19 protein-coding genes are annotated in these 22,627 nt (G+C 61.2%); 15 read left to right on the forward strand and 4 right to left on the reverse strand.

From position 1 onward, the window contains the following. Nucleotides 1-102 precede the first annotated feature (102 nt). The 3 genes from OO306_RS20210 (at nt 103) to OO306_RS20220 (ending at nt 3,523) form a co-directional block, all read left to right on the forward strand. Nucleotides 103-1,458: a nucleobase:cation symporter-2 family protein gene (locus tag OO306_RS20210; protein ID WP_027592960.1), complete on the forward strand. Its 1,356-nt coding sequence runs from the start codon at nt 103-105 to the stop codon at nt 1,456-1,458. 143 nt (nt 1,459-1,601) lie between these two features. After that, nucleotides 1,602-2,387: an outer membrane protein OmpK gene (locus OO306_RS20215; protein WP_085272528.1), complete on the forward strand. Its 786-nt coding sequence runs from the start codon at nt 1,602-1,604 to the stop codon at nt 2,385-2,387. 353 nt (nt 2,388-2,740) lie between these two features. Further along, nucleotides 2,741-3,523, forward strand: coding sequence for an outer membrane protein OmpK (locus OO306_RS20220; RefSeq protein ID WP_027592962.1), 783 nt, complete (start codon nt 2,741-2,743; stop codon nt 3,521-3,523). 65 nt (nt 3,524-3,588) lie between these two features. Here OO306_RS20220 and OO306_RS20225 read toward each other — a convergent pair whose 3' ends face one another. Further along, nucleotides 3,589-3,903, reverse strand: a complete 315-nt coding sequence (locus OO306_RS20225) for a hypothetical protein (protein WP_265969734.1) — start codon at nt 3,901-3,903, stop codon at nt 3,589-3,591. Nucleotides 3,904-4,054: 151 nt separating this feature from the next. Here OO306_RS20225 and OO306_RS20230 point away from each other — a divergent pair, with 151 nt between their 5' ends. After that, nucleotides 4,055-5,998, forward strand: coding sequence for an LTA synthase family protein (locus OO306_RS20230; RefSeq protein WP_265969735.1), 1,944 nt, complete (start codon nt 4,055-4,057; stop codon nt 5,996-5,998). On the opposite strand, the gene OO306_RS20235 is transcribed toward OO306_RS20230, so the two are convergent. Further along, the gene (locus tag OO306_RS20235; protein ID WP_265969736.1) at nt 5,988-6,896 is read right to left on the reverse strand and encodes a DUF808 domain-containing protein; all 909 of its coding nucleotides are present in this window, start codon (nt 6,894-6,896) and stop codon (nt 5,988-5,990) included. The genes OO306_RS20230 and OO306_RS20235 overlap by 11 nt on opposite strands. A gap of 130 nt (nt 6,897-7,026) precedes the next feature. On the opposite strand from OO306_RS20235, the gene OO306_RS20240 reads away from it, so the two are divergent. Continuing rightward, complete coding sequence (locus OO306_RS20240) at nt 7,027-7,638, forward strand: TetR/AcrR family transcriptional regulator (protein WP_099428678.1); 612 nt, start codon at nt 7,027-7,029, stop codon at nt 7,636-7,638. 128 nt (nt 7,639-7,766) lie between these two features. Here OO306_RS20240 and OO306_RS20245 read toward each other — a convergent pair whose 3' ends face one another. Next, nucleotides 7,767-8,207, reverse strand: a complete 441-nt coding sequence (locus tag OO306_RS20245) for a heme-binding protein (protein WP_099428677.1) — start codon at nt 8,205-8,207, stop codon at nt 7,767-7,769. 257 nt (nt 8,208-8,464) lie between these two features. On the opposite strand from OO306_RS20245, the gene gcl reads away from it, so the two are divergent. From gcl to OO306_RS20275, 6 genes are all read left to right on the forward strand, one after another. Next, entirely contained in the window at nt 8,465-10,240 is a 1,776-nt protein-coding gene (gcl, locus tag OO306_RS20250) for a glyoxylate carboligase (RefSeq protein WP_027592968.1), read from the forward strand. A gap of 54 nt (nt 10,241-10,294) precedes the next feature. Then, entirely contained in the window at nt 10,295-11,119 is an 825-nt protein-coding gene (gene hyi / locus OO306_RS20255) for a hydroxypyruvate isomerase (RefSeq protein ID WP_186704045.1), read from the forward strand. A 91-nt stretch (nt 11,120-11,210) separates the two neighbouring features. Then, on the forward strand, nt 11,211-12,107 hold the full coding sequence (locus tag OO306_RS20260) for a 2-hydroxy-3-oxopropionate reductase (RefSeq protein ID WP_027592970.1): 897 nt from the start codon (nt 11,211-11,213) through the stop codon (nt 12,105-12,107). A 223-nt stretch (nt 12,108-12,330) separates the two neighbouring features. Continuing rightward, entirely contained in the window at nt 12,331-13,605 is a 1,275-nt protein-coding gene (locus OO306_RS20265) for a glycerate kinase (protein ID WP_099428673.1), read from the forward strand. After that, nucleotides 13,602-15,017, forward strand: a complete 1,416-nt coding sequence (gene pyk, locus OO306_RS20270; protein WP_027592972.1) for a pyruvate kinase — start codon at nt 13,602-13,604, stop codon at nt 15,015-15,017. The genes OO306_RS20265 and pyk overlap by 4 nt, the downstream gene beginning before the upstream one ends. A 188-nt stretch (nt 15,018-15,205) precedes the next feature. Beyond that, nucleotides 15,206-16,081 (forward strand): urea transporter, encoded by an 876-nt coding sequence (locus OO306_RS20275; protein WP_265969737.1) that lies wholly within the window; start codon nt 15,206-15,208, stop codon nt 16,079-16,081. 48 nt (nt 16,082-16,129) lie between these two features. Here the strand turns inward: OO306_RS20275 and OO306_RS20280 are convergent, their stop codons facing one another. Continuing rightward, nucleotides 16,130-16,840: an RHS repeat-associated core domain-containing protein gene (locus tag OO306_RS20280; protein WP_265969738.1), complete on the reverse strand. Its 711-nt coding sequence runs from the start codon at nt 16,838-16,840 to the stop codon at nt 16,130-16,132. A 144-nt stretch (nt 16,841-16,984) separates the two neighbouring features. On the opposite strand from OO306_RS20280, the gene OO306_RS20285 reads away from it, so the two are divergent. The 4 genes from OO306_RS20285 (at nt 16,985) to OO306_RS20300 (ending at nt 22,446) form a co-directional block, all read left to right on the forward strand. Next, entirely contained in the window at nt 16,985-17,806 is an 822-nt protein-coding gene (locus OO306_RS20285; RefSeq protein WP_265969739.1) for an ion transporter, read from the forward strand. A gap of 217 nt (nt 17,807-18,023) precedes the next feature. Beyond that, nucleotides 18,024-19,022 (forward strand): sulfate ABC transporter substrate-binding protein, encoded by a 999-nt coding sequence (locus tag OO306_RS20290; RefSeq protein WP_085272522.1) that lies wholly within the window; start codon nt 18,024-18,026, stop codon nt 19,020-19,022. Between the two features lie 103 nt (nt 19,023-19,125). Further along, complete coding sequence (locus OO306_RS20295; protein WP_265969740.1) at nt 19,126-20,328, forward strand: alginate lyase family protein; 1,203 nt, start codon at nt 19,126-19,128, stop codon at nt 20,326-20,328. 93 nt (nt 20,329-20,421) lie between these two features. Beyond that, complete coding sequence (locus tag OO306_RS20300; protein ID WP_265969741.1) at nt 20,422-22,446, forward strand: mechanosensitive ion channel family protein; 2,025 nt, start codon at nt 20,422-20,424, stop codon at nt 22,444-22,446. The last annotated feature ends 181 nt before the right edge of the window (nt 22,447-22,627 follow it).

Raw genomic sequence — 22,627 nt, forward strand, 5'->3', positions numbered from 1 at the left:
CGGCCTCTGTTTCAAGGCAATACGCAACCAGCAAGCATCGAGCGCCCAGGCCTGCAGCCTGGCGCTTGGATCCGAGAATAAAAACAAAACTCGAGGTGCTGCATGTCCGAGTCACGCAAGGCGTACATTCCCGTTGCGCCGCCGCGTCAGCCTCTGCCCCTGTTCCAACTGATCCTGGTAGGCCTGCAACATGTGCTGTTGATGTACGGAGGCGCGATTGCCGTGCCTTTGATCATTGGCCAAGCCGCCGGATTGTCCCGTGAAGAAGTCGCCTTCCTGATCAACGCCGACCTGCTGGTCGCAGGCGTCGCCACCATCATCCAGTCGTTCGGTATCGGCCCGGTGGGCATCCGCATGCCCGTGATGATGGGCGCCAGCTTCGCTGCCGTCGGCAGCATGGTGGCCATGGCCGGCATGCCCGGCGTCGGCCTGCAGGGGATCTTCGGCGCGACCATCGCCGCCGGGTTCTTCGGCATGCTGATCGCGCCGTTCATGTCCAAGGTCGTACGCTTCTTCCCGCCCCTGGTTACCGGTACCGTCATCACCTCGATCGGCCTGTCGCTGTTCCCGGTCGCGGTCAACTGGGCCGGTGGCGGCCATGAGGCAGAAGCCTTCGGCTCGCCCATCTACCTGATGGTCGCAGGCCTGGTACTGGCTGTGATCCTGCTCATCAACCGCTTCATGCGTGGCTTTTGGGTCAACGTTTCGGTGTTGGTCGGCATGGGCCTGGGTTACATCCTGGCCGGCTCCATCGGCATGGTCGACCTGACCGGCCTGAAAGACGCACCGTGGCTGCAAGTGGTCACCCCACTGCACTTCGGCATGCCGACCTTCAGCCTGGCACCGATCCTGTCGATGTGCCTGGTGGTGGTGATCATCTTCGTCGAGTCCACGGGCATGTTCCTCGCCCTGGGCAAGGTGACCGATCGTGAAGTAACGCCTGGCATGCTGCGTCGCGGCCTGCTGTGCGATGCCGGCGCGTCGTTTGTCGCGGGCTTCTTCAACACCTTCACGCACTCCTCGTTCGCCCAGAACATCGGCCTGGTGCAGATGACCGGGGTACGCTGCCGCTACGTCACTGTGGTGGCCGGCGCGCTGTTGATCCTGCTCAGCCTGCTGCCCAAAGCGGCCTTCCTGATTGCTTCGATCCCGCCTGCGGTACTGGGCGGCGCGTCCATCGCCATGTTCGGCATGGTCACCGCCACCGGGATCAAAATCCTTCAGGAAGCAGACATTGGCGACCGTCGCAACCAGCTGCTGGTTGCGGTGAGTGTCGGTTTCGGGCTGATCCCCGTGGTACGCCCGGAGTTCTTCGCACAGATGCCGCAGTGGATGGAACCGATCACCCACAGTGGCATCGCCATGGCCACGGTCAGCGCCCTGGTGTTGAACGTGCTGTTCAACATCCTCGGTGGTGCCGACCGCGCGGCGCATAACGACGCCTGTCACCAGCACTGAGCCAGAGGGGGCGGCGCAATGGCCGCCCCTGACTCACACCCGCAGTAACCGCTACACCGTCGGCCCGCCGGAATGGGCCGCTCGGGGCGCCCCTGCGCGCTAAAAAAACCGCCAACAAAAACAATAAGTCCGGGAATCACGACATGAAGCGCATCACCACGTCCCTGTTATTGGGCAGCAGCCTGCTGGCCACCCTCCCCTCGCATGCAGGCGAATGGCTGCAATGGCACGGCGAAAGCCTGAGCTACCTGTACGGCAAGGACTTCAAGGTCAACCCTGATATTCAGCAGACCATCACGTTCGAGCACGCCAACAAATGGAAGTACGGCGACACCTTCATGTTCGTCGATAAGATTTTCTACAACGGCAAGGCCGACCGCAGCAAAGGCGTGACCACCTACTACGGTGAGTTCAGCCCACGCCTGTCGCTTGGCAAGATGACCGGCCATAAATTCGAATTCGGCCCGATCAAAGACGTGCTCATCGCCATGACCTACGAGCGTGGCGAAGGCGACAACGAGGCTTACCTGATCGGCCCCGGCTTCGACCTGGCCGTCCCCGGCTTCAACTACTTCACCTTGAACTTCTACGTGCGCAACACCGAGGGCAGCCGCCCTGGCGACAACGTCTGGCAGATCACCCCGGCCTGGTCGTACACCATTCCCGTGGGCAGGTCCGACATCCTCATCGACGGCTACATGGACTGGGTCGTGGACAACGACCAGACCCGCCGTGGCACCTACCACGCCAACCTGCAGTTCAACCCGCAGGTCAAATACGACCTTGGCAAGGCCCTGAACCTGGGTGCCAAGCAGTTGTACGTGGGCTTTGAATACAGCTACTGGAAGGACAAATACGGCATCGACAGCCGCGGCAATGTGGACAGCAACCAGAGCGTTGCAAGCGCCCTGATCAAAGTCCATTTCTAATAACCTGACCAAACGCACAAGTTTGATTCACACCGCTCCAGGACGGAGCACTTGAGGACCGGCGCGCAAGCCAGTAATCTGCGCGCCCCCTCGATCAGGGCAGAACGGATTCTGCCTGCGTTTACTGACCGCTCAGTCAATGAATACGGGCGGTTGGCCAACGTGTTGCCAGCCTGAAAGACCCTTTTCATCCGTTCAGAACGAAGTCGAGCAGGAAGGTTGTGCCAGCCCGGAAAAGTTGGCTCAGCTCTTGCCAAACAGCTGTGGCCTATCGAAAAAAGCTGACTCAAAAGACAAAAACAGCGCCAACACCGAGCGCTGACAACAGATCAATCAAGGGAGCGACACTCGCAATGCGTACCATCAACAGCCTGATCCTCGCCGGCGGCCTGCTGGCCTGCGGCACCACCTTCGGCGGCGACCTGCTGCAGTGGCAGAACAACAGCCTCACCTACCTGTGGGGCAAGAACTTCAAGGTCAACCCCGAGATCCAGCAAACCGTGACCTTCGAGCACGCCGATGGCTGGAAGTACGGCGACAACTTCATTTTCGTCGACAAGATCTTCTACCAAGGCAAGAAAGACGCGGGTAACGGCCCCAACACCTACTACGGTGAAATCAGCCCACGCCTGTCGTTTGGCAAGATCTTCGACCAGAAGCTGGCGTTCGGCCCGGTCAAGGACGTGCTGCTGGCGATGACCTACGAGTTCGGCGAGGGTGATACCGAGTCCTACCTGATCGGCCCGGGCTTCGACCTGGACATCCCAGGCTTCGACTACTTCCAGCTGAACTTCTACCAGCGCACCACCGACGGCAGCCGCGCAGGCGACAACGTCTGGCAGATTACCCCGGTCTGGTCGTACACCATTCCTGTGGGCTCGTCCGATATCCTCATCGACGGCTTCATGGATTGGGTCGTGGACAACGACGAGAACCGTCGCGGCACCTACCAAGCCAACCTGCACTTCAACCCACAGGTCAAATATGACCTGGGCAAGGCGTTGCACCTGGGTGAGAAGCAACTGTATGTCGGTTTTGAATACGATTACTGGAAGAACAAATACGGCATCAAGGACTCCGATGCCTTTACCACTGACCAAAACACAGCGAGCTTCTTGGTAAAAGTACACTTCTAAGCCGCTGAAACGTGATAGCGTTGCTAACCGGTGACGCTGTCACGCATTAAGTTGCAAGAAAGTTCTTACAAGCTTTTAGGAGAAAACCTACCTAACAAATAACTTGCCTTGTAGGTCAGAATAACTCCAGCCGGCAGAACAATACCCACTATCACCAATGCCATCTCCACCTGATGGTGCTCAAGCATCTGCAGGATATCCACCACCAGCATCACCACACTGATGGTCAGCGCCACGCCGAACATCGCGCAGCCCTTGTAGAGCGCCTGCACGTCTATCCCGCTCAGCAGGAAGCCAAAGCCCAGGCTCACCCAGGCAATCGCCGTGATCAGATACAACGCCAAGTGATAGGCGTCGTAGGTCAATACATTGCCGAACATGTGCACACCTCCCATCAAGTCTGTTAGCGACAGTGCCTAACTATAATTCTGACATTCCATGTGTGCACCGCAAAATTTTGACATTTTTTTTGCAAACGCTGATCTAACCTGCCGCCCTCTGCACAACTAAAAAAGACAACAGGGCTATTTGATGCGCACTACCCTCGCCGCCCCTTTGCGCTACTTGGTACTACTTTGCTCACTCTGGTTCGGCATTTTCCTACTGACGCGGTTGGTATTGCTGGTAACCCACCTGGATGAAGTCAGTGGTAATTACTTCTCATTGTTTTTTGACGGGGCAATCTACGACCTGAGTTTTCTTGTCTATGCTGCCCTGCCGATCGGTGTATGCCTGGCGCTTTGCCCGACCTCGCTGTGGCGTACGCGCGCCCATCGTGGGCTGCTGACCGGGCTGCTGGTGGTCAGCCTGTTCGTGATGCTGTTCGTCGCAGTGTCGGAATGGCTGTTCTGGGACGAATTCGGTGTGCGCTTCAACTTCATCGCCGTCGACTACCTGGTCTACTCCAAGGAAGTACTGGACAACATCCGCGAATCCTACCCCTTGCCCACGCTGCTCAGCGCCATCGCGTTGGTCGCAGTGGTGCTGGCAGTGCTGCTGCGCAAACCACTGGCCCAGGCCCTGGCCGCCCCCGCCGCGAGCATGCGTCAACGCGTGCTGGGCATTGCCCTGCTGGCCGCGCTGGCTGGCCTGAATGGCGTGGTAATCGATCAGCAGTTTCCGCGCGGCCAAGGCGGCAACGCCTACCAGCGAGAACTGGCCAGCAACGGGCCGTATCAGTTCTTTGCCGCCTTCCGTAACAATGAACTGGACTACACGCAGTTCTATGCCAGCCTCGACGCAGCTAACGTCGGCGCGCACATGCATCAGGAACTGGCCGAACCCGACGTCCGCTTCCAGGGCCAAGAGCCACAGGACATTCGCCGCCACATCAGCACCCATGGCCCACAGCGCACCCCGAACATCATCCTGGTGACCATCGAAAGCTTCAGCGCCAAATACATGGGCAGCAACGGCGACGCGCGCAACCTCACGCCCAACCTCGACGCCTTGCGCCGCGAGAGCCTGTACTTCAACAATTTCTACGCCACCGGCACCCGCACCGACCGCGGCCTGGAAGCCATCACCCTGTCGATTCCGCCAACCCCGGGGCGCTCGATCGTCAAGCGCATTGGTCGCGAAAGCGGCTATGCCAGCCTCGGCCAGCAGTTGACGGCCAGGGGCTACGATGCCGTGTTCGTCTACGGTGGGCGCGGCTACTTCGACAACATGAACGCGTTCTTCAGTGGCAATGGCTATCGCATCGTCGACCAGAGCAGCATCGATGAAAGCGAAATCAGCTTCAAGAACGCCTGGGGCATGGCCGATGAAGACCTGTATCGGCAAACCCTGAAGCTGGCGGACGCTGACCATGCCAAGCAGCAGCCGTTCTTCCTGCAACTGATGACCACGTCCAACCATCGCCCCTACACCTACCCGGAAGGCCGTATCGACATTCCATCCGGTGATGGCCGTGAAGGTGCGGTGAAGTACACCGACCATGCCATCGCGCAGTTCCTGCAGGCGGCCAAGCACAAGCCGTGGTTCGACAACACGCTGTTCATCTTCGTCGCCGACCACACCGCTGGCAGCGCTGGCGTGGAAGACCTGCCGGTGAGCAATTACCAGATCCCGTTGTGGATCTATGCACCCAAGCTCATCGCGCCCCGAGAGGACGCCAAGCTGGCCAGCCAGATCGACCTGGCGCCGACCGTGCTCGGCCTGCTCAACCTTGACTACACCTCGACCTTTTTCGGCCGCGACCTGCTAAAGGAGGATGCACTGCCACCTCGCGTACTGATCGGCAACTACCAGCACCTGGGCCTGTTCGACGGCAAAAACCTGGCCATCCTCAGCCCACGCGGTGGCATGCGCGTGCATGAAGACGCCTTGGGCAACAGCCATGAAACCACCGTGGGCAACGACAACCCGTTGGTACGCCGGGCCATTGCCTACTACCAGAGCGCCGCCTACGGCTTCAGCAAGGGCTTGCTGGCCTGGAAGCCGGAGGAAAACGGCGTGGTCGTCAGCCCCTGACGGCGTGCCACACCTTCGTTATACCGCTGACCACCGCCAGCACCACGGCCCCGGCTACGACACCGGACACGCCGTTGAGCAAGGCCACGGTCAGCCCACCACCGCGCCCCACGCTGAAGGCCTCGATGGCATGATGCAGGGGCGCGATGCCATGCACCAGAATCCCGCCGCCGACCAAAAACATCGCCGCCGTCCCGATTACCGACAGGCTCTTCATCATGTAGGGCGCGGCGCGCAGGATGCCGTTACCGACCGCCTGGGATAATTTGGATGCTTTCTGGGTCATCCACAGGCCCAGGTCATCGAGCTTGACGATGCCGCCCACCAGCCCGTAAACGCCAACCGTCATGACGACGGCGATGCCCGACAGCACGATGATCTGCTGGGGCAGCGGCGAATCCGCCACGATCCCCAAGGTGATGGCAATGATCTCGGCCGACAGGATGAAGTCGGTGCGCACCGCACCCTTGATCTTGGCCTTCTCGTAGGCGACCAGGTCGACACTGGCGTCGGCCACGGCCTCCTTGCGGGCCTCATGCTGGGCGCTGTCCTCTTCCTTGCTGTGCAAGAACTTGTGCGCCAGCTTCTCGAACCCCTCGTAGCACAGGTACGCGCCGCCGACCATCAGCAACGGCGTCACCGCCCACGGGATGAAGGCGCTGATCAGCAACGCCGCCGGCACAAGGATCGCCTTGTTGACGAACGAGCCTTTGGCCACCGCCCAGACCACCGGGATTTCGCGTTCCGCGCGCACGCCGGTTACCTGCTGGGCATTGAGCGCCAAATCGTCCCCCAGCACGCCGGCCGTCTTTTTCGCCGCGACCTTGGTCATCAACGACACGTCGTCGAGTACCGTGGCGATATCGTCGATCAGTACCAGTAGACTGCTTCCTGCCATGTGCCTGTTTCCCGTGAAATGAATGTGCCGGAGTCTAGCCGAAAGTCGCTGCCTTGAGCGCCCTTCAGCCGCGGTGCTAACATGCCCGATCCCTCTTAGAGGTGGCCAGACACGAGGAAGATCCCTGACAATGAGCACCATTCGCGAGCGCAACAAGGAACTGATCCTGCGCGCGGCCAGCGAGGAATTCGCCGACAAGGGCTTCGCCGCCACCAAGACCAGCGATATCGCGGCCAAGGCCGGCCTGCCCAAGCCGAACGTGTATTACTACTTCAAATCCAAGGACAACCTCTACCGCGAGGTCCTGGAGAGCATCATCGCGCCGATCATGCAGGCCTCGACGCCGTTCAATGCTGACGGTGACCCTAAAGAAGTGCTGAGTGCCTACATTCGCTCGAAAATTCGCATTTCCCGCGATTTGCCGCATGCCTCCAAGGTGTTTGCCAGCGAGATCATGCACGGTGCGCCGCATTTGTCGCCCAACCAGGTCGAGCAGCTCAACGAGCAGGCACGGCACAATATCGAGTGCATCCAGGGCTGGATCGAGCGCGGGCAGATCGCCAATGTGGATGCGCATCACCTGATGTTCAGCATCTGGGCGGCGACCCAGACCTATGCCGATTTCGATTGGCAGATTTCGGCGGTGACGGGCAAGGCCAAGCTGGCCGAGAGTGATTATGACGCGGCGGCCGAGACCATCATTCGGCTGGTGCTCAAGGGCTGTGAGCCTGAAGCGGCCTGATAGGGCCAGTGGGGCTGCCTTGCAGCCCATCGCGACACAAGGCCGCTCCTACAGGGGTTACGCGGTCCCTTGTAGGAGCGGCCTTGCGTCGCGATGGGGCCGCAAAGCGGCCCCAGCAATCTAAAGCCTTACGCGGCCACCCCCGCATCCGCCTTCAACCCAACTTCCTCGATCGCACTGATTGCGCATTGCTCGTCGATATCCGACGTATCCCCGCTGATCCCCACCGCACCCAGCACCTTGCCGTCCTGATCACGAATCAGCACACCCCCCGGTGCCGGCACCACCGGCCGCTCTCCCAGCCCATTCAATGCGGCAAAAAACGCCGGCCGTTGCTGCGCATCCAGCGCCAACAAGCGTGAGCCCTTGCCCAGCGCAATCGCCCCCCAGGCCTTACCGGTGGCCACTTCCGGCCGAATCAGGCTAGCGCCATCCTCGCGCTGCAGGGCCAGCAAGTGCCCGCCCGCATCCAACACCGCCACAGTCAACGGCGCAGCGTTGATCTGGCGGCCTGCCGCCAGCGCAGCATTGACCAGGCTTACCGCGACTTTCAGGTTCAGAACGTTCATGAAAAGGTCCTCTTCTTGTTGTGAGAAGCCCTAAGGGCAGTTGAAAACCAATAGCGCAAATAGAACACAACAGAAGATTTTTTTGTATACAATATTTTAAAACGATCGTACTCGATCCGACAGAACGCCGTTTTCACGGGCGGTCCGACGAAAGCCATTCTCCCCGATGAAAATCCATTGACCTAAGCAGGCAGGCGTGAATACACTCTGCCGCACAGCAAGTTGTATACAATTACAAAATCGATGAGGCACAACCCATGAGCAAAATGAGAGCAATCGATGCAGCCGTTCTGGTCATGCGCCGTGAAGGTGTAGATACCGCGTTCGGCATCCCAGGGGCTGCCATCAACCCGCTGTACTCGGCCCTGAAAAAAGTCGGTGGCATCGATCACGTCCTCGCTCGCCACGTTGAAGGTGCCTCGCACATGGCCGAGGGCTACACCCGTGCCAACCCAGGCAACATCGGCGTGTGCATCGGCACTTCCGGCCCTGCCGGCACCGACATGGTCACCGGCCTGTACAGTGCGTCGGCCGACTCCATCCCAATTCTCTGCATCACTGGCCAGGCCCCGCGTGCACGCCTGCACAAAGAAGACTTCCAGGCCGTCGACATCACCAGCATCGTCAAGCCGGTGACCAAGTGGGCGACCACCGTGCTGGAGCCAGGCCAAGTGCCTTACGCGTTCCAGAAGGCCTTCTATGAAATGCGCACCGGCCGCCCAGGCCCTGTGCTGATCGACCTGCCGTTCGACGTGCAGATGGCCGAAATCGAATTCGACATCGACGCCTACGAGCCGCTGGCCGTCAACAAGCCATCCGCCACCCGCGTACAGGCCGAAAAAGCCCTGGCAATGCTCAATGACGCCGAGCGCCCACTGCTGGTGGCAGGCGGCGGCATCATCAACGCCGACGCCAGCGACAAGCTGGTCGAGTTCGCTGAATTGACCGGTGTACCGGTCATCCCGACCCTGATGGGCTGGGGCACCATCCCGGACGACCACGCCCTGATGGTCGGCATGGTCGGCCTGCAGACGTCGCACCGCTACGGCAACGCCACCCTGCTCAAATCCGACCTGGTGTTCGGCATCGGTAACCGTTGGGCCAACCGCCACACCGGCTCCGTCGACGTCTATACCGAAGGCCGCAAGTTCGTGCATGTGGACATCGAACCGACTCAGATCGGCCGCGTATTCACCCCAGACCTGGGTATCGTGTCGGACGCAGGCAAGGCGCTGGATGTGTTCCTCGAAGTGGCCCGCGAGTGGAAAGCCGCTGGCAAGCTCAAGTGCCGCAAGGCCTGGCTGGAAGACTGCCAGGAGCGCAAGGCCACCCTGCAGCGCAAGACCCACTTCGACAACGTGCCGGTCAAGCCGCAGCGCGTGTACGAAGAGATGAACCAGGTGTTCGGCAAGGACACCACCTACGTCAGCACCATCGGCCTGTCACAGATCGCCGGCGCGCAGTTCCTGCACGTGTACAAGCCACGTCACTGGATCAACTGCGGCCAGGCTGGCCCGCTGGGCTGGACCATCCCTGCCGCACTGGGCGTGGTCAAGGCCGACCCATCGCGCAAAGTGGTCGCCCTGTCGGGTGACTATGACTTCCAGTTCATGATCGAAGAGCTGGCAGTCGGCGCGCAGTTCAACCTGCCGTACGTCCACGTGCTGGTGAACAACGCCTACCTCGGCCTGATCCGCCAGGCGCAGCGTGGCTTCGACATGGATTACTGTGTACAACTGGCGTTCGAGAACATCAACTCCAGCGACGCCGCCAGCTACGGTGTCGATCACGTCGCCGTGGTCGAAGGCCTGGGCTGCAAGGCCATCCGCGTATTCGAGCCAGGCGAGATCGCCCCTGCCCTGCTCAAGGCGCAGAAGATGGCCGAAGAGTTCCGCGTGCCGGTGGTGGTTGAAGTGATTCTCGAGCGTGTGACCAACATTTCCATGGGCACCGAGATCAACGCGGTCAACGAGTTCGAAGACCTGGCCCTGGTCGGTAACGACGCGCCAACCGCCATCTCGATGCTGGACTGATCGCCTGACGCCCCCAGGCATGCCCTGGGGGCCTTCATCGCAAGGAGACAACTCATGCCTCGCTTCGCTGCCAACCTGTCCATGCTGTTCACCGAACAGGACTTCCTGGCCCGCTTCAAGGCCGCCGCCGATGCTGGTTTCAGCGGCGTCGAATACCTCTTCCCGTACGATTTCAGCGCCGCCGAAATCAAGCAGCAGCTCGATGCGCACGGCCTGACCCAGGTGCTGTTCAACCTGCCGGCCGGCGACTGGGCCAAAGGCGAGCGTGGCATCACCTGCCACCCCGACCGCGTTGAAGAGTTTCGCGCCGGTGTCGACAAGGCCATCGAATACGCCAAGGTCCTGGGCAATACCCAGGTCAACGCCCTGGCCGGCATCCGCCCGCAAGGCCTGCAATGCGCCGACGTGCGCAAGACCTTCGTCGACAACCTGAAGTTTGCCGCCGAAAAACTGAAAGCCGCCGGCATCCGCCTGGTCATGGAAATGATCAACACCCGCGACATCCCAGGCTTCTACCTGAATACCACGAAGCAAGCCCTGGAAATCCAGGCCGAAGTCGGCAGCGACAACCTGTTCCTGCAGTACGACATCTACCACATGCAGATCATGGAAGGTGACTTGGCTCGCACCATGGAAGCCAACCTGAAACTGATCAACCACATCCAGCTGGCCGACAACCCAGGCCGCAACGAGCCAGGCACCGGCGAGATCAACTACCGCTTCCTGTTCGAGCACTTGGACCGCATCGGCTACCAGGGTTGGGTGGGCGCAGAGTACAAGCCGCTGACCACCACTGAAGCGGGCCTGGGCTGGCTGAAGACCCATGTGGGAGCGGGCTTGTCCCGCGAAAGCGCCCGCAAAGACACCTCCATTGCCTGACCGACCGCATTCGCGGGACAAGCCCGCTCCCACAGGGTTTTGTGGCAACCCCGCGATTAGGTATCAACAACTATAAAGAGGCACATTTATCATGGCTAAAATCGGCTTTATCGGCACCGGCATCATGGGCAAGCCCATGGCTCAGAACCTGCAAAAAGCAGGTCACAGCCTGTTCGTTTCCACCCACCACGACGCCGCCCCGGCCGACCTGATCGCCGCTGGCGCGGTGGCCCTGGCCAACCCGAAAGAAGTGGCCCAGGAAGCTGAATTCATCATCGTCATGGTCCCCGACACCCCACAGGTAGAAGCCGTCCTGTTCGGTGAGAACGGCGTGGCCGAAGGTGTCGGCCCGAACAAGGTCGTGATCGACATGAGCTCGATCTCGCCGACCGCTACCAAAGCCTTCGCCGAGAAGATCAAAGCCACCGGCGCCGCCTACCTGGACGCCCCGGTGTCCGGCGGTGAAGTCGGCGCCAAGGCCGCGACCCTGAGCATCATGGTCGGTGGCTGCCCGAAAGCCTTCGAGCGCGCCCTGCCGCTGTTCGAAGCCATGGGCAAGAACATTACCCGCGTGGGTGGCAACGGCGACGGCCAGACCGCCAAAGTGGCCAACCAGATCATCGTTGCACTGAACATCCAGGCGGTTGCCGAAGCCCTGCTGTTCGCCGCCAAGAACGGCGCCGACCCGGCCAAGGTGCGTGAAGCACTGATGGGCGGCTTCGCTTCGTCGAAAATCCTCGAAGTGCACGCCGAGCGCATGATCAAAGGCACTTTCGACCCAGGCTTCCGCATCAACCTGCACCAGAAGGACCTGAACCTGGCCCTGCAAGGCGCCAAGGAACTGGGCATCAACCTGCCCAACACCTCCAACGCCCAGCAAGTGTTCAACACCTGCCAGGCCCTGGGTGGCGGCAACTGGGACCACTCGGCGCTGATCAAAGGCCTGGAGCACATGGCCAACTTCTCGATCCGCGACGAAGGCAAGTAAGCTGAATTTGGGGGCTGCTTTGCAGCCCTTTCGCGACGCAAGGCCGCTCCTACAGGGATCGCGGTCTCCTGTAGGAGCGGCCTTGTGTCGCGAAAGGGGCGCAAAGCGCCCCCAGGGTCTCTGACCCAACACCGAGCAACACCCGCCCCTGGTTCGGCCTGCACGGAGGCAGTTCCAGGGGCGTTTTCGATTCTGCAGAACAACAATAATTTGGGAGCCTGCCATGTCGGTCGATCCGCAAAAAATTCTTCGCGAGCTGTTCGACACAGCCATCGCCGCCGCCCACCCGCGCCAAGTCCTCGAACCCTACCTGCCCGCCGACCGTAGCGGCCGGGTCATCGTCATCGGCGCCGGCAAGGCCGCAGCCGCCATGGCTGAAGTGGTCGAGAAAAGCTGGCAGGGCGAAGTGTCCGGCCTCGTCGTCACCCGTTACGGCCACGGCGCCAACTGCCAGAAAATCGAGGTGGTCGAAGCCGCCCACCCGGTCCCCGATGCCGCCGGCCTGGCCGTGGCCAAGCGCGTGCTGGAGCTGGTCAGCAACCTGAACGAAGACGACCGTGTCATCTTCCTGCTCTCTGGCGGTGGTTCGGCACTGCTGGCACTGCCCGCCGAGGGCCTGACCCTGGCCGACAAGCAACACATCAACAAGGCGCTGCTCAAGTCCGGCGCCACCATCGGCGAGATGAACTGCGTGCGCAAGCACCTCTCGGCGATCAAGGGCGGTCGCCTGGCCAAGGCCTGCTGGCCGGCCACGGTCTACACCTATGCCATTTCCGATGTACCGGGCGACCTGGCCACGGTCATCGCCTCCGGCCCCACCGTCGCCGACCCAAGCACCAGCGCCGACGCCTTGGCCATCCTCAAGCGGTACAACATCGAAGCGCCCAAGGCCGTCATCGACTGGCTCAACAACCCGGCCTCGGAAACCGTCAAGGCCGATGACCCGGCTCTGGCCCGCAGCCATTTCCAACTGATCGCCAAGCCCCAGCAGTCGCTGGAAGCCGCCGCCGTCAAAGCGCGCCAGGCTGGCTTCAGCCCGCTGATTCTGGGCGACCTGGAGGGCGAGTCGCGTGAAGTGGCGAAGGTGCATGCTGGCATTGCCCGGCAGATCGTTTTGCACGGCCAGCCGCTCAAGGCACCCTGCGTGATCCTGTCGGGTGGCGAAACCACCGTCACCGTACGCGGCAACGGCCGCGGTGGGCGCAACGCCGAGTTCCTGCTCAGCCTCACCGAAAACCTCAAGGGCCTGCCGGGCGTGTACGCGCTGGCCGGTGACACCGACGGCATTGATGGCTCCGAAGAAAACGCCGGTGCCTTCATGACCCCTTGCAGTTATGCCCGCGCCGAAGCCTTGGGCCTGTCGGCCAGTGACGAGCTGGACAACAACAACGGCTACGGCTACTTCGCCGCGCTCGATGCGTTGATCGTCACCGAGCCGACACGCACCAACGTCAACGACTTCCGCGCCATTCTGATCCTCGAGACTCCGCAATCATGACGCCTGATAAAAAAGTCAAAATCCTCGCCACCCTTGGCCCTGCGATCAACGGCATCGACGACATCCGTCAACTGGTCGAAGCCGGGGTGAACATCTTCCGCCTCAACTTCAGCCACGGCGAGCACGCCGACCATGCCCTGCGCTATCAGTGGATCCGCGAAGTCGAGCAGCAACTGAACTACCCGCTGGGCATCCTCATGGACTTGCAGGGGCCGAAACTGCGCGTTGGCCGCCTGGCCGAAGGCAAGGTGCAACTGCAGCGCGGCCAGTCACTGCGCCTGGACCTGGACACAACGCCGGGCAACAGCGAGCGGGTCAACCTGCCCCACCCGGAAATCATCGCCGCGCTGGAGCCGGGCATGGACCTGCTGGTGGACGACGGCCGCCTGCGCCTACGGGTGACCTCCAAGCACGCCGACGCTATCGACACGACCGTGCTGAACGGTGGTGAGTTGTCCGACCGCAAGGGCGTCAACGTGCCGCAAGCGGTGCTCGACCTCTCCCCGCTCACCGAAAAAGACCGTCGCGACCTGGCCTTCGGCCTGGAGCTGGGCGTGGACTGGGTGGCCCTGTCGTTCGTGCAGCGCCCTGAAGACATTGTCGAGGCGCGCCAGCTGATTGGCGACCGTGCCTACCTGATGGCCAAGATCGAGAAACCCTCGGCGGTCGAACAGCTGCAGGCTATCGCCGAACTGGCAGACGCGATCATGGTGGCCCGCGGTGACCTGGGCGTGGAAGTACCCGCCGAAAGCGTGCCGCAGATCCAGAAGCGCATCATCGGCACCTGCCGCCAGCTGGGTAAACCGGTGGTGGTGGCCACGCAGATGCTCGAATCCATGCGCTTCTCGCCTGCGCCCACCCGCGCCGAAGTCACCGACGTGGCCAACGCCGTGGCCGAAGGTGCTGATGCGGTGATGCTGTCGGCCGAGACCGCGTCAGGCGACTACCCGCTGGAAGCCGTGCAGATGATGAGCAAGATCATCCGCCAAGTGGAAAACGGCCCCGACTACCAGGCCCAGCTTGACGTTGGCCGGCCGAAAGCCGAAGCCACCGTGTCGGACGCCATCAGCTGCGCGATCCGCCGTATCAGCGGCATTCTGCCGGTGGCGGTGCTGGTCAACTACAGCGAGTCGGGCGCCTCGACGCTACGTGCCGCGCGCGAGCGGCCACGGGCGCCGATCCTCAACCTGACGCCGAACCTGAACACGGCGCGCCGCCTGAGCGTGGCCTGGGGTGTGCATTCGGTGGTCAACGACCGCCTGCGTCAGGTTGACGAAATCTGCTCGACCGCGTTGGAAATTGCCCAGGCGCAAGGCATGGCCAGCCGTGGGGATACGCTGTTGATTACCGCCGGTGTGCCTTTCGGCAAGCCGGGTTCGACTAATACGCTGCGGATCGAGACCTTGGTCTGAAATCCGGGGGGGCGCTCTGCGCCCCTTTCGCCGGCAAGCCGGCTCCCACAGGCCGTACGCGGTCCCTGTAGGAGCTGGCTTGCCGGCGATGGAGGGCAAAGCCCTCCCCTTGCTCAGCGTCAAAAACCCTGCGGAAAACCGAGGCCCAAAGAGGCCCACCGCTTTTCAATCAACCTTACCGACTGCCCATGTACACCAAAAATTTCGTCAACCCGTGCCCCGACTGGGCCACGGCGCTGCTCAACGGCTTCAGCCAGGTGCTGCTGCTGCGCAACCCCCTGTGCGGCCTGTGCTGCCTGCTGGCCATCCTGCTGACCGCCCCCAACCTGGTCGGCGGCGCCCTGCTCGGCGCCCTTGCAGGCCTGCTCACCGCCCAGCGCCGCGGCTACGACCGCGCCGACCGCCAGGCCGGGTTGTACTGTTACAACGGCGTGCTGATCGGCATCCTGATCAGTGCGGTACTGCCGTGGTCAGCGATCATGCCGCCGCTGATCCTCGCAGCCGGTGGGCTATCGAGCATCATCACCCACCAATGGCGCAAGCGCGGTGGCAAGTTGCTGATCGCTTATACGGCGCCGTTCGTGCTGTTGGGCTGGGGCGCTTTGCTGATCGCTGAACCCTCGACGGCTGTCTTTGCCGAGCCAGACCCGCTGTACGCCCTGGCGCGCGGTGTCGGCCAGATCTTCCTGCTTGATAATCCATTCGCCGGGCTACTGATCATCGTCGGCATGTTCATCGCCAGCCCCTACGCGGCTATGTGGGCCGTGATCGGCTCTGCCATCGGGGGCGGCGTCGCGCTGCTCATCGACCAGGCGCAGGTGGCCTGGATGGGGCTATACGGCTTCAACGCAGCGCTGGCGGCACTGGCGTTCAGCCGCCAGAGTGAAAAACCCTGTGTAACGTTGTTGGCAATTGCCCTGGCACTGTTGCTACAACCGCTGTTCAACTTGATGCCCATTGCCGGGCTTACAGCGCCGTTCGTACTGGCCTGCTGGCTGATGCATTCGGGCAACCACTTCTGGCAGCTTTTACTGCGTCGGGATATTTGGCGTCTACATAACTGAAGGCGGAGCACATCGAATGTGCAGGACGCTGTCAGCCTATTGTGCCAATTACAAATAACCATAGGATGCCAGCACCTGAACAATTATTTCCTCGCGTGCTTCCTGCTCCCTGATAAGCGCCATGGCGGACTCGATATCTGCAATCTGAGTGCCCTGGGCCCGCTGATGATTGGGAATCATCTGGTCCAGAGTCATCGGCCGAGTGCCAGGCCTGTGTTCCCAGTGCCGATGGTTCTGCCAATGCTCTCCAAGCTCATCAATAGTTGGCCCTTGTGACTGTACGCCTGCTACCGCCTTTACGGGACGTACCTTCACAGGCGCACCACTGAAGCCTCCGGTAAAGTCAGAACCGCTATATTTAACGACTTCATGCGAAACAGTGCTCGCAAGTTGATACTTGCCGGGACCTTTTTTGAACTCCGGGGAAATTCCCGCCACTCGCTCTGGCCGCCCCGGCAAGCGCTTTGAAACGCTTGCTCCACCAGTCGGGTCTAAGCGATTGACCGGATCACCTTGGCAATAGGAATAAGTATTGACCCCCCCCTTACCGAACGGGCTCAACACATCCGGGCTGAAAAAACGCATAAGTGCAGGGCAATACAACCGATGCCCATTGCCCAGTGCATAGCCTTGCAGCAGCTCGTCCTTCCACTCACCATTGAACCCCAACGCAGCGCCCGACACCTTTCGCAAGTAGCCATAAGCGGTATATGCCAGCGCCCGCCATGCCAAGCCCCGTAGTTCAGTTGCCCTTTTCATGACCGTCTCACACTCGCCCATGCCTGATGCCATTCTGCGGCCAACATTCGCGTCTCAACAACTGGCATTATTGCCAGCTCGCCCTGTTGCAGGCCCAAGCGCTGACCTTCTAGGCTTAATGCTTACGCACCCGGAACAAAAACCATGCAAACCCCGCAATCAATACGCGAACGGCTCTACGTCATCGTCTTCCAGACCGACACCGTCGCCGGGCGCCGCTTCGACAAGACCCTTCTGCTGATCATCCTCGCCAGCCTGGTCACGGTGATCCTCGACAGCATCGACGAAATACACCAAGGCTACGCCGGCCTGCTCGCTGCCATCGAATGGGGCTTCACCGCGATCTTCCTGGCCGAATACCTCACGCGCCTGTACTGCTCGCCCAAGCCCCTGCGCTACGCCTTCAGCTTCTACGGCCTGGTCGACCTGCTGGCGATCGTCCCCGGGGTCATCGCTCTCTATTACAGCGACGCGCAATACCTGCTGATCATCCGGGTCATCCGCATGCTGCGGATCTTCCGCGTGCTCAAGCTTGGCCAGTACCTCAAGCAGGCCAACTACCTGATGGCCGCGCTGCGGGGCAGCAAGCAGAAGATCATCGTGTTCCTGGTCACTGTCTCGACCCTGGTGACGGTGTTCGGCACCTTGATGTACGTGATCGAAGGGCCGGAGCACGGCTTTACCAGCATTCCCAAAGGCATCTATTGGGCCATTGTCACCCTGACCACGGTGGGCTTTGGCGATATCGTGCCGAAGACGCCGCTGGGGCAGGTGCTGTCGTCACTGGTGATGATCACCGGTTATTCGATCATCGCCGTGCCTACCGGCATCTTTACCGCAGAATTGGCCAATGCCATGCGTGGGGAGCAGTTGCAGCATGACTGCCCAACCTGCCGCAAGAGCAGCCACGAACACGATGCGTCATTCTGTTCGCGCTGCGGCAATGGGCTATTTCCCAAGCAGTGATGCTGCCTGTGCCGGCCCTTTCGCGGGTAAACCCGCTGCCACAGGGAACGCGCACTGCTCAGGCCTGTGGTGATCCTGTGGGAGCGGGTTTACCCGCGAAAAGGCCGGCACAGGCAGAAGCATAACCAAAGTCGTTTTTGTTCTTTAACCCGCACAAACCCAGCCGCTATAGTCGCTGGCAATCTGCCCCAATCACCTTCAAGAACAAGGAAGCAACGTGAAAAAACTCTTCACCGCCTCGCTGCTCGCCGCAGGCCTGGCCCTCGGCAACCTCGCCCAGGCCGCCCCGACCCTGCTCAACGTCTCCTACGACGTGATGCGCGACTTCTACAAGGACTACAACCCGGCCTTCCAGAAACACTGGGAAGCCGAGCACAACGAGAAGGTCAATGTGCAGATGTCCTTCGGCGGCTCGAGCAAGCAAGCGCGCGCGGTGATCGACGGCCTGCCGGCCGATGTCATCACCATGAACATGGCCACCGACATCAACGCCCTGGTCGACAACGGCAAGCTGGTGCCAGACAACTGGGTCACTCGCCTGCCGAACAACAGCGCGCCGTTCACCTCGGCCACCGTGTTCATCGTGCGCAAAGGCAACCCCAAGGCACTGAAAGACTGGCCAGACCTGCTCAAGGACGGCGTACAAGTGATCGTGCCCAACCCGAAAACCTCGGGTAACGGCCGTTACACCTACCTCTCGGCGTGGGGCTATGTGCTCAAGCAAGGCGGTGACGAGACCAAGGCCCGCGATTTCGTCGGCAAACTGTTCAAACAGGCGCCAGTGCTGGATACCGGTGGCCGCGCCGCGACCACCACCTTCATGACCAACCAGATCGGCGACGTACTGGTGACCTTCGAAAACGAAGCCGAAATGATCGCCCGCGAGTTCGGCCGCGACCAGTTCGAAGTGGTCTACCCAAGTGTTTCGGCCGAAGCCGAGCCACCGGTGAGCGTGGTCGACAAGGTGGTGGCGAAAAAAGGTACCCAGGCCGTGGCCGAGGAATACCTGAAGTACCTGTGGTCGCCAGCGGCACAAGAAATCGCTGCAAACAACTACCTGCGCCCACGTGATCCGGCGGTGCTGGCCAAGTACACCGACCGCTTCCCGAAAGTGGACTTCCTGTCGGTAGAAAAAACCTTTGGTGACTGGCGTACCGTGCAGAAGACCCACTTCAACGACGGTGGTGTGTTCGACCAGATTTACAGCGGGCAGTAACTTACAAACACAGTCCTCGCCGTACGGCTACTGATAGTTCTAGCAGTAGCCGTACTTCAGAAACTTGGCAGCATGGGCCTCATGACTCAATGAGGCACTAACCATGCGTATATTCCTTTTAATCTCCGCCCTCACCCTTGCAGGCCTCAGTACGGCCATTTCTGCAGACTCCCAAAGCCTTTCGCCGACTGTCGGTCTGCCACTGAACCACCCTGGCATCCTGGTTGACACTGCACTTTTGAATTTCGTCAAAGCCCGATTAGACACGCAGCCTTGGAAGGATGCCTTTGCGCAAGCCAAAGACAGTAAATGGGCCGCTGAGGACTACAAGGCCACCCCCTTCGCCACGGTTGAATGCGGCTCAGGCTCCACTAATCCGCGCGTTGGCTGCTTTGAAGAAATGGATGACGCAGAGGCGACGTACACACAGGCGTTGCTGTGGTCGTATACCGGTAATCCTCAATATGCCGCGAATGTTAGAAGCGTTCTGCTGGCGTGGGCAACGACGCTCACGGGCGGACATCAGGCAAGTAATGGTCCATTGCAAGCTGCCTGGACCGCCGCACTCTTTAGCCGGGGCCTTGAAATCGTCGATGAAGGCTACACCGGTTGGTTGTCGGATGAACGGGCGAAGGTTAAGAAAATGCTCACAGAGCAGCACCTCCCTAATATCAAGCAGATGTTCATCTCTGGCTCGCTGTGCCATAACAAGAACTGGCATGCCACCGCGATTGAGGCAATGACCAATATCGGTATCGTCACGGATGACCGCGCATTATTCGACGAAGCCATCGGGCGTTGGCATCAACTCGTACCTGCTTATATTTATGACGAGCAAGACGATAACAGGCCGCCCAATGCGCCGTGGTGCAAACTCGATGACGATCGGATCGAGGCGCACTGGCACTTTCCCACTCACTACGTGAAGGGCCTTAGCCAAGAAACCTGCCGTGACCTCGCCCACACTTCGATGGGCTTGGCAGCCATCATCAATGTCGCAGAAACCGCCAGGCTGCAGGGCGTCGATTTGTATAGCAAAGAGCAGCAACGCATCGTCGCAGCGCTGGAACTGCATAGCGCGCAGATGAATGGCAACATCCCGCAGCCGCTCTGCAAGGCGCCTATCCGCGACAACATCAGCGGCACCTTCGAAATTGCCTACAACCATTACGCACTGCGCAAAGGGGTCAACATGCCCGAGACGCAAACATTTCTGGCAAAAAAACGCCCACAAGTGGGCGCGTTTCACCTGCGCTGGGAAACGCTCACCCATGGGCTGACGGGCTCGCTGCAAGGCAATCGCTGACCCATTCACACCCACATCGAACTTTCGCGACGCTGAACGGCTCAGTTTCTGGAGTAACCCTGCCCCGCTCATCCCGGCCCAAGGAGTACTCCAGTGCTGCGCTACCTCACCACCCTGCTGCTCGGCTGCCTGCTGAGCACCCACCTACTGGCGGCCGACCCCGCCCCCACCGAAGCACAACCTGCCGAACCGGAGCCGGTACTTCAGGGCGGCCTGCTCGGTGCCTTGGCCGACGGCCTGGACAGTGCCGCCCAGGAGCTTGACCTGGATGCCCACCTGGTTGACGCCTGGCGCCTGCGCACCGACCGTGCGGCACAGGAAATGGAACGCCTGGTCGATCGCCATTCGGCCAGTGACTCGCTCACCCTGGCAGGTAACTTCATCCTGCTGACATTCACTTGGGCCGCGGCCTTCGCAGTGCTCACCACCCTTGGCCGCTGGGGCGCCACGCGCAGCGCCCGCACGGCATGGCTGCGCGACCGCCCGCGCGCCAGCAGCCTGTTCGGCTACCTGCTGCCCTATACGCTTCCCGCCCTGGCCAGCTTGCCGCTGACCTTGTATGTCAGCCGCTTTCTCGACCCATCGATCGCCCGCGCCCTGGGCCTGAGCCTGGCGTACGCCACCAGCAGCGGCCTATTCTCTACCTCGATCATCCTGTGCCTGATCACCTTGTTCGATGCCGGCCACAAACGCCCGGCCGTGGCAGTGATCAAACGCCTGGCACCGCGCCCGCTGTTCCTGATCGGCTTCCTGGCTGCCTGGAGCGATGCGCTGACCAGCCCGCAGATCGCCCGCCAGTTAGGCGGCAACATCACCGCCAGCATCGCGGTATTCACCGGCCTCACCGCCACAGTCATCTTTGCCAGCCTGGTGATTCGCCTGCGCCGCCCGGTTGCCCACCTGATCCGCAACCGCGCCTTCAAGGACCGCCTGCAACACCGGGCGGTGCAGGAAACCCTGCGCATCTTCTCGGTGGTGTGGTATTTGCCGATCCTGCTGATGATCCTGGTCTCGGCCATTCACCTGATCGGCGCTGGCGAGGAAAGCCAGAAGGCGCTGCAAAAAGCCTTGCTGACCACGGTGCTGCTGGTGTCCACGGTGTTTCTCAGTACTTTGCTGCAACACCTGTTGGCGCCCCGCGAAGCCGATGCTGGGCAACGGGTACGGCCTTACAAGGAACTGCTGCGCAGCCTGGCCCACGCGCTGCTGCGCATTGCCATGGCGGTGGCCTTCATCGAACTGCTGGGGCGTATCTGGGGCGTCTCGGTAATCGGCTTCGCCCTGAGCAACCGCCTGGGCCAGGCCATCAGCAATTCGCTGTCGAGCATCGGCCTGATCCTGCTGGTCACCTGGCTGCTCTGGGTGGTGCTCGACACCGCTATCCAGGAAGCGCTCAAACCAGCGCCCGGGCGCCGTACCGCGCGCCAGCCGAGCACGCGGGTGCGGACCATCCTGCCCATGCTGCGCAATGCCATCAAAGTGGTGCTGATCGTCATCTGCACCATCACCACCATGGCCAACCTGGGCATCAACGTCGCGCCGCTGCTGGCCGGTGCCGGGGTGATCGGCCTGGCCATCGGCTTTGGCTCGCAGCAACTGGTGCAGGACGTGATCACCGGGCTGTTCATCCTGATCGAAGACACCATTTCGATCGGCGACTGGGTGGTGCTCGACTCCGGCCACGCCGGCACTGTCGAAAGCCTGACCATCCGTACCCTGCGCCTGCGCGACGGCAAGGGGTTTGTGCACTCGGTGCCGTTTGGCCAGATCAAGGCGGTTACCAACCAGTCGCGGCAGTTCGCCTATGCGTTTTTCTCGGTGCAATTCACCTACGACAGCGATGTCGACCAGTCGCTGGCGCTGATCCATGAGGTGGGGCAGTCGATCAGCGACGACCCGCTGCTGCGCATCAACCTGCAGGGGCCGTTGCAGGTATTCGGGGTGGACCGCATGGACTTGAACGGGTTTGTGCTGACGGCGCAGTTCCGCACCATTTCCGGTGGGCAGTATGCAGTGAGCCGCGCGTTCAACGAGCGGCTGAAGAAGCGGGTGGACCAGACGGAGCAGGTGAGCTTTGCCCAAGTATATCCGCTGCCTATGCGTGGAGTTTCAGCGTGATGCAGGCTTCACCGGCCCTTTCGCGGGCAAGCCCGCTCCCACAGCGCTCTACTGCGCTCGAATGTTGAGCTGATCCTGCGGTCCTCGCTGAGGGTGGCGCCCAAGCCCAGGCCATCACCACCCTGGCGCGCGACCAGTCGCTGCCGCAATCGCTGGCACAGAACCGCCTGTGGCTGCTGTG

It is taken from the genome of Pseudomonas sp. DCB_AW (genome assembly GCF_026240895.1).
Classification (GTDB): domain Bacteria; phylum Pseudomonadota; class Gammaproteobacteria; order Pseudomonadales; family Pseudomonadaceae; genus Aquipseudomonas; species Aquipseudomonas kermanshahensis.

Excerpts from the sequence above, each read along its gene's own strand:
- OO306_RS20280 (WP_265969738.1), bottom strand. The coding sequence starts at position 16,840 with ATGAAAAGGGCAACTGAACTACGGGGCTTGGCATGGCGGGCGCTGGCA.
- hyi (WP_186704045.1), top strand. The coding sequence starts at position 10,295 with ATGCCTCGCTTCGCTGCCAACCTGTCCATGCTGTTCACCGAACAGGAC.
- OO306_RS20225 (WP_265969734.1), bottom strand. The coding sequence starts at position 3,903 with ATGTTCGGCAATGTATTGACCTACGACGCCTATCACTTGGCGTTGTAT.
- OO306_RS20265 (WP_099428673.1), top strand. The coding sequence starts at position 12,331 with ATGTCGGTCGATCCGCAAAAAATTCTTCGCGAGCTGTTCGACACAGCC.
- OO306_RS20210 (WP_027592960.1), top strand. The coding sequence starts at position 103 with ATGTCCGAGTCACGCAAGGCGTACATTCCCGTTGCGCCGCCGCGTCAG.
- OO306_RS20275 (WP_265969737.1), top strand. The coding sequence starts at position 15,206 with ATGTACACCAAAAATTTCGTCAACCCGTGCCCCGACTGGGCCACGGCG.
- OO306_RS20230 (WP_265969735.1), top strand. The coding sequence starts at position 4,055 with ATGCGCACTACCCTCGCCGCCCCTTTGCGCTACTTGGTACTACTTTGC.
- OO306_RS20245 (WP_099428677.1), bottom strand. The coding sequence starts at position 8,207 with ATGAACGTTCTGAACCTGAAAGTCGCGGTAAGCCTGGTCAATGCTGCG.
- OO306_RS20215 (WP_085272528.1), top strand. The coding sequence starts at position 1,602 with ATGAAGCGCATCACCACGTCCCTGTTATTGGGCAGCAGCCTGCTGGCC.
- gcl (WP_027592968.1), top strand. The coding sequence starts at position 8,465 with ATGAGCAAAATGAGAGCAATCGATGCAGCCGTTCTGGTCATGCGCCGT.
- OO306_RS20235 (WP_265969736.1), bottom strand. The coding sequence starts at position 6,896 with ATGGCAGGAAGCAGTCTACTGGTACTGATCGACGATATCGCCACGGTA.
- OO306_RS20295 (WP_265969740.1), top strand. The coding sequence starts at position 19,126 with ATGCGTATATTCCTTTTAATCTCCGCCCTCACCCTTGCAGGCCTCAGT.
- OO306_RS20260 (WP_027592970.1), top strand. The coding sequence starts at position 11,211 with ATGGCTAAAATCGGCTTTATCGGCACCGGCATCATGGGCAAGCCCATG.
- OO306_RS20285 (WP_265969739.1), top strand. The coding sequence starts at position 16,985 with ATGCAAACCCCGCAATCAATACGCGAACGGCTCTACGTCATCGTCTTC.
- pyk (WP_027592972.1), top strand. The coding sequence starts at position 13,602 with ATGACGCCTGATAAAAAAGTCAAAATCCTCGCCACCCTTGGCCCTGCG.
- OO306_RS20220 (WP_027592962.1), top strand. The coding sequence starts at position 2,741 with ATGCGTACCATCAACAGCCTGATCCTCGCCGGCGGCCTGCTGGCCTGC.
- OO306_RS20240 (WP_099428678.1), top strand. The coding sequence starts at position 7,027 with ATGAGCACCATTCGCGAGCGCAACAAGGAACTGATCCTGCGCGCGGCC.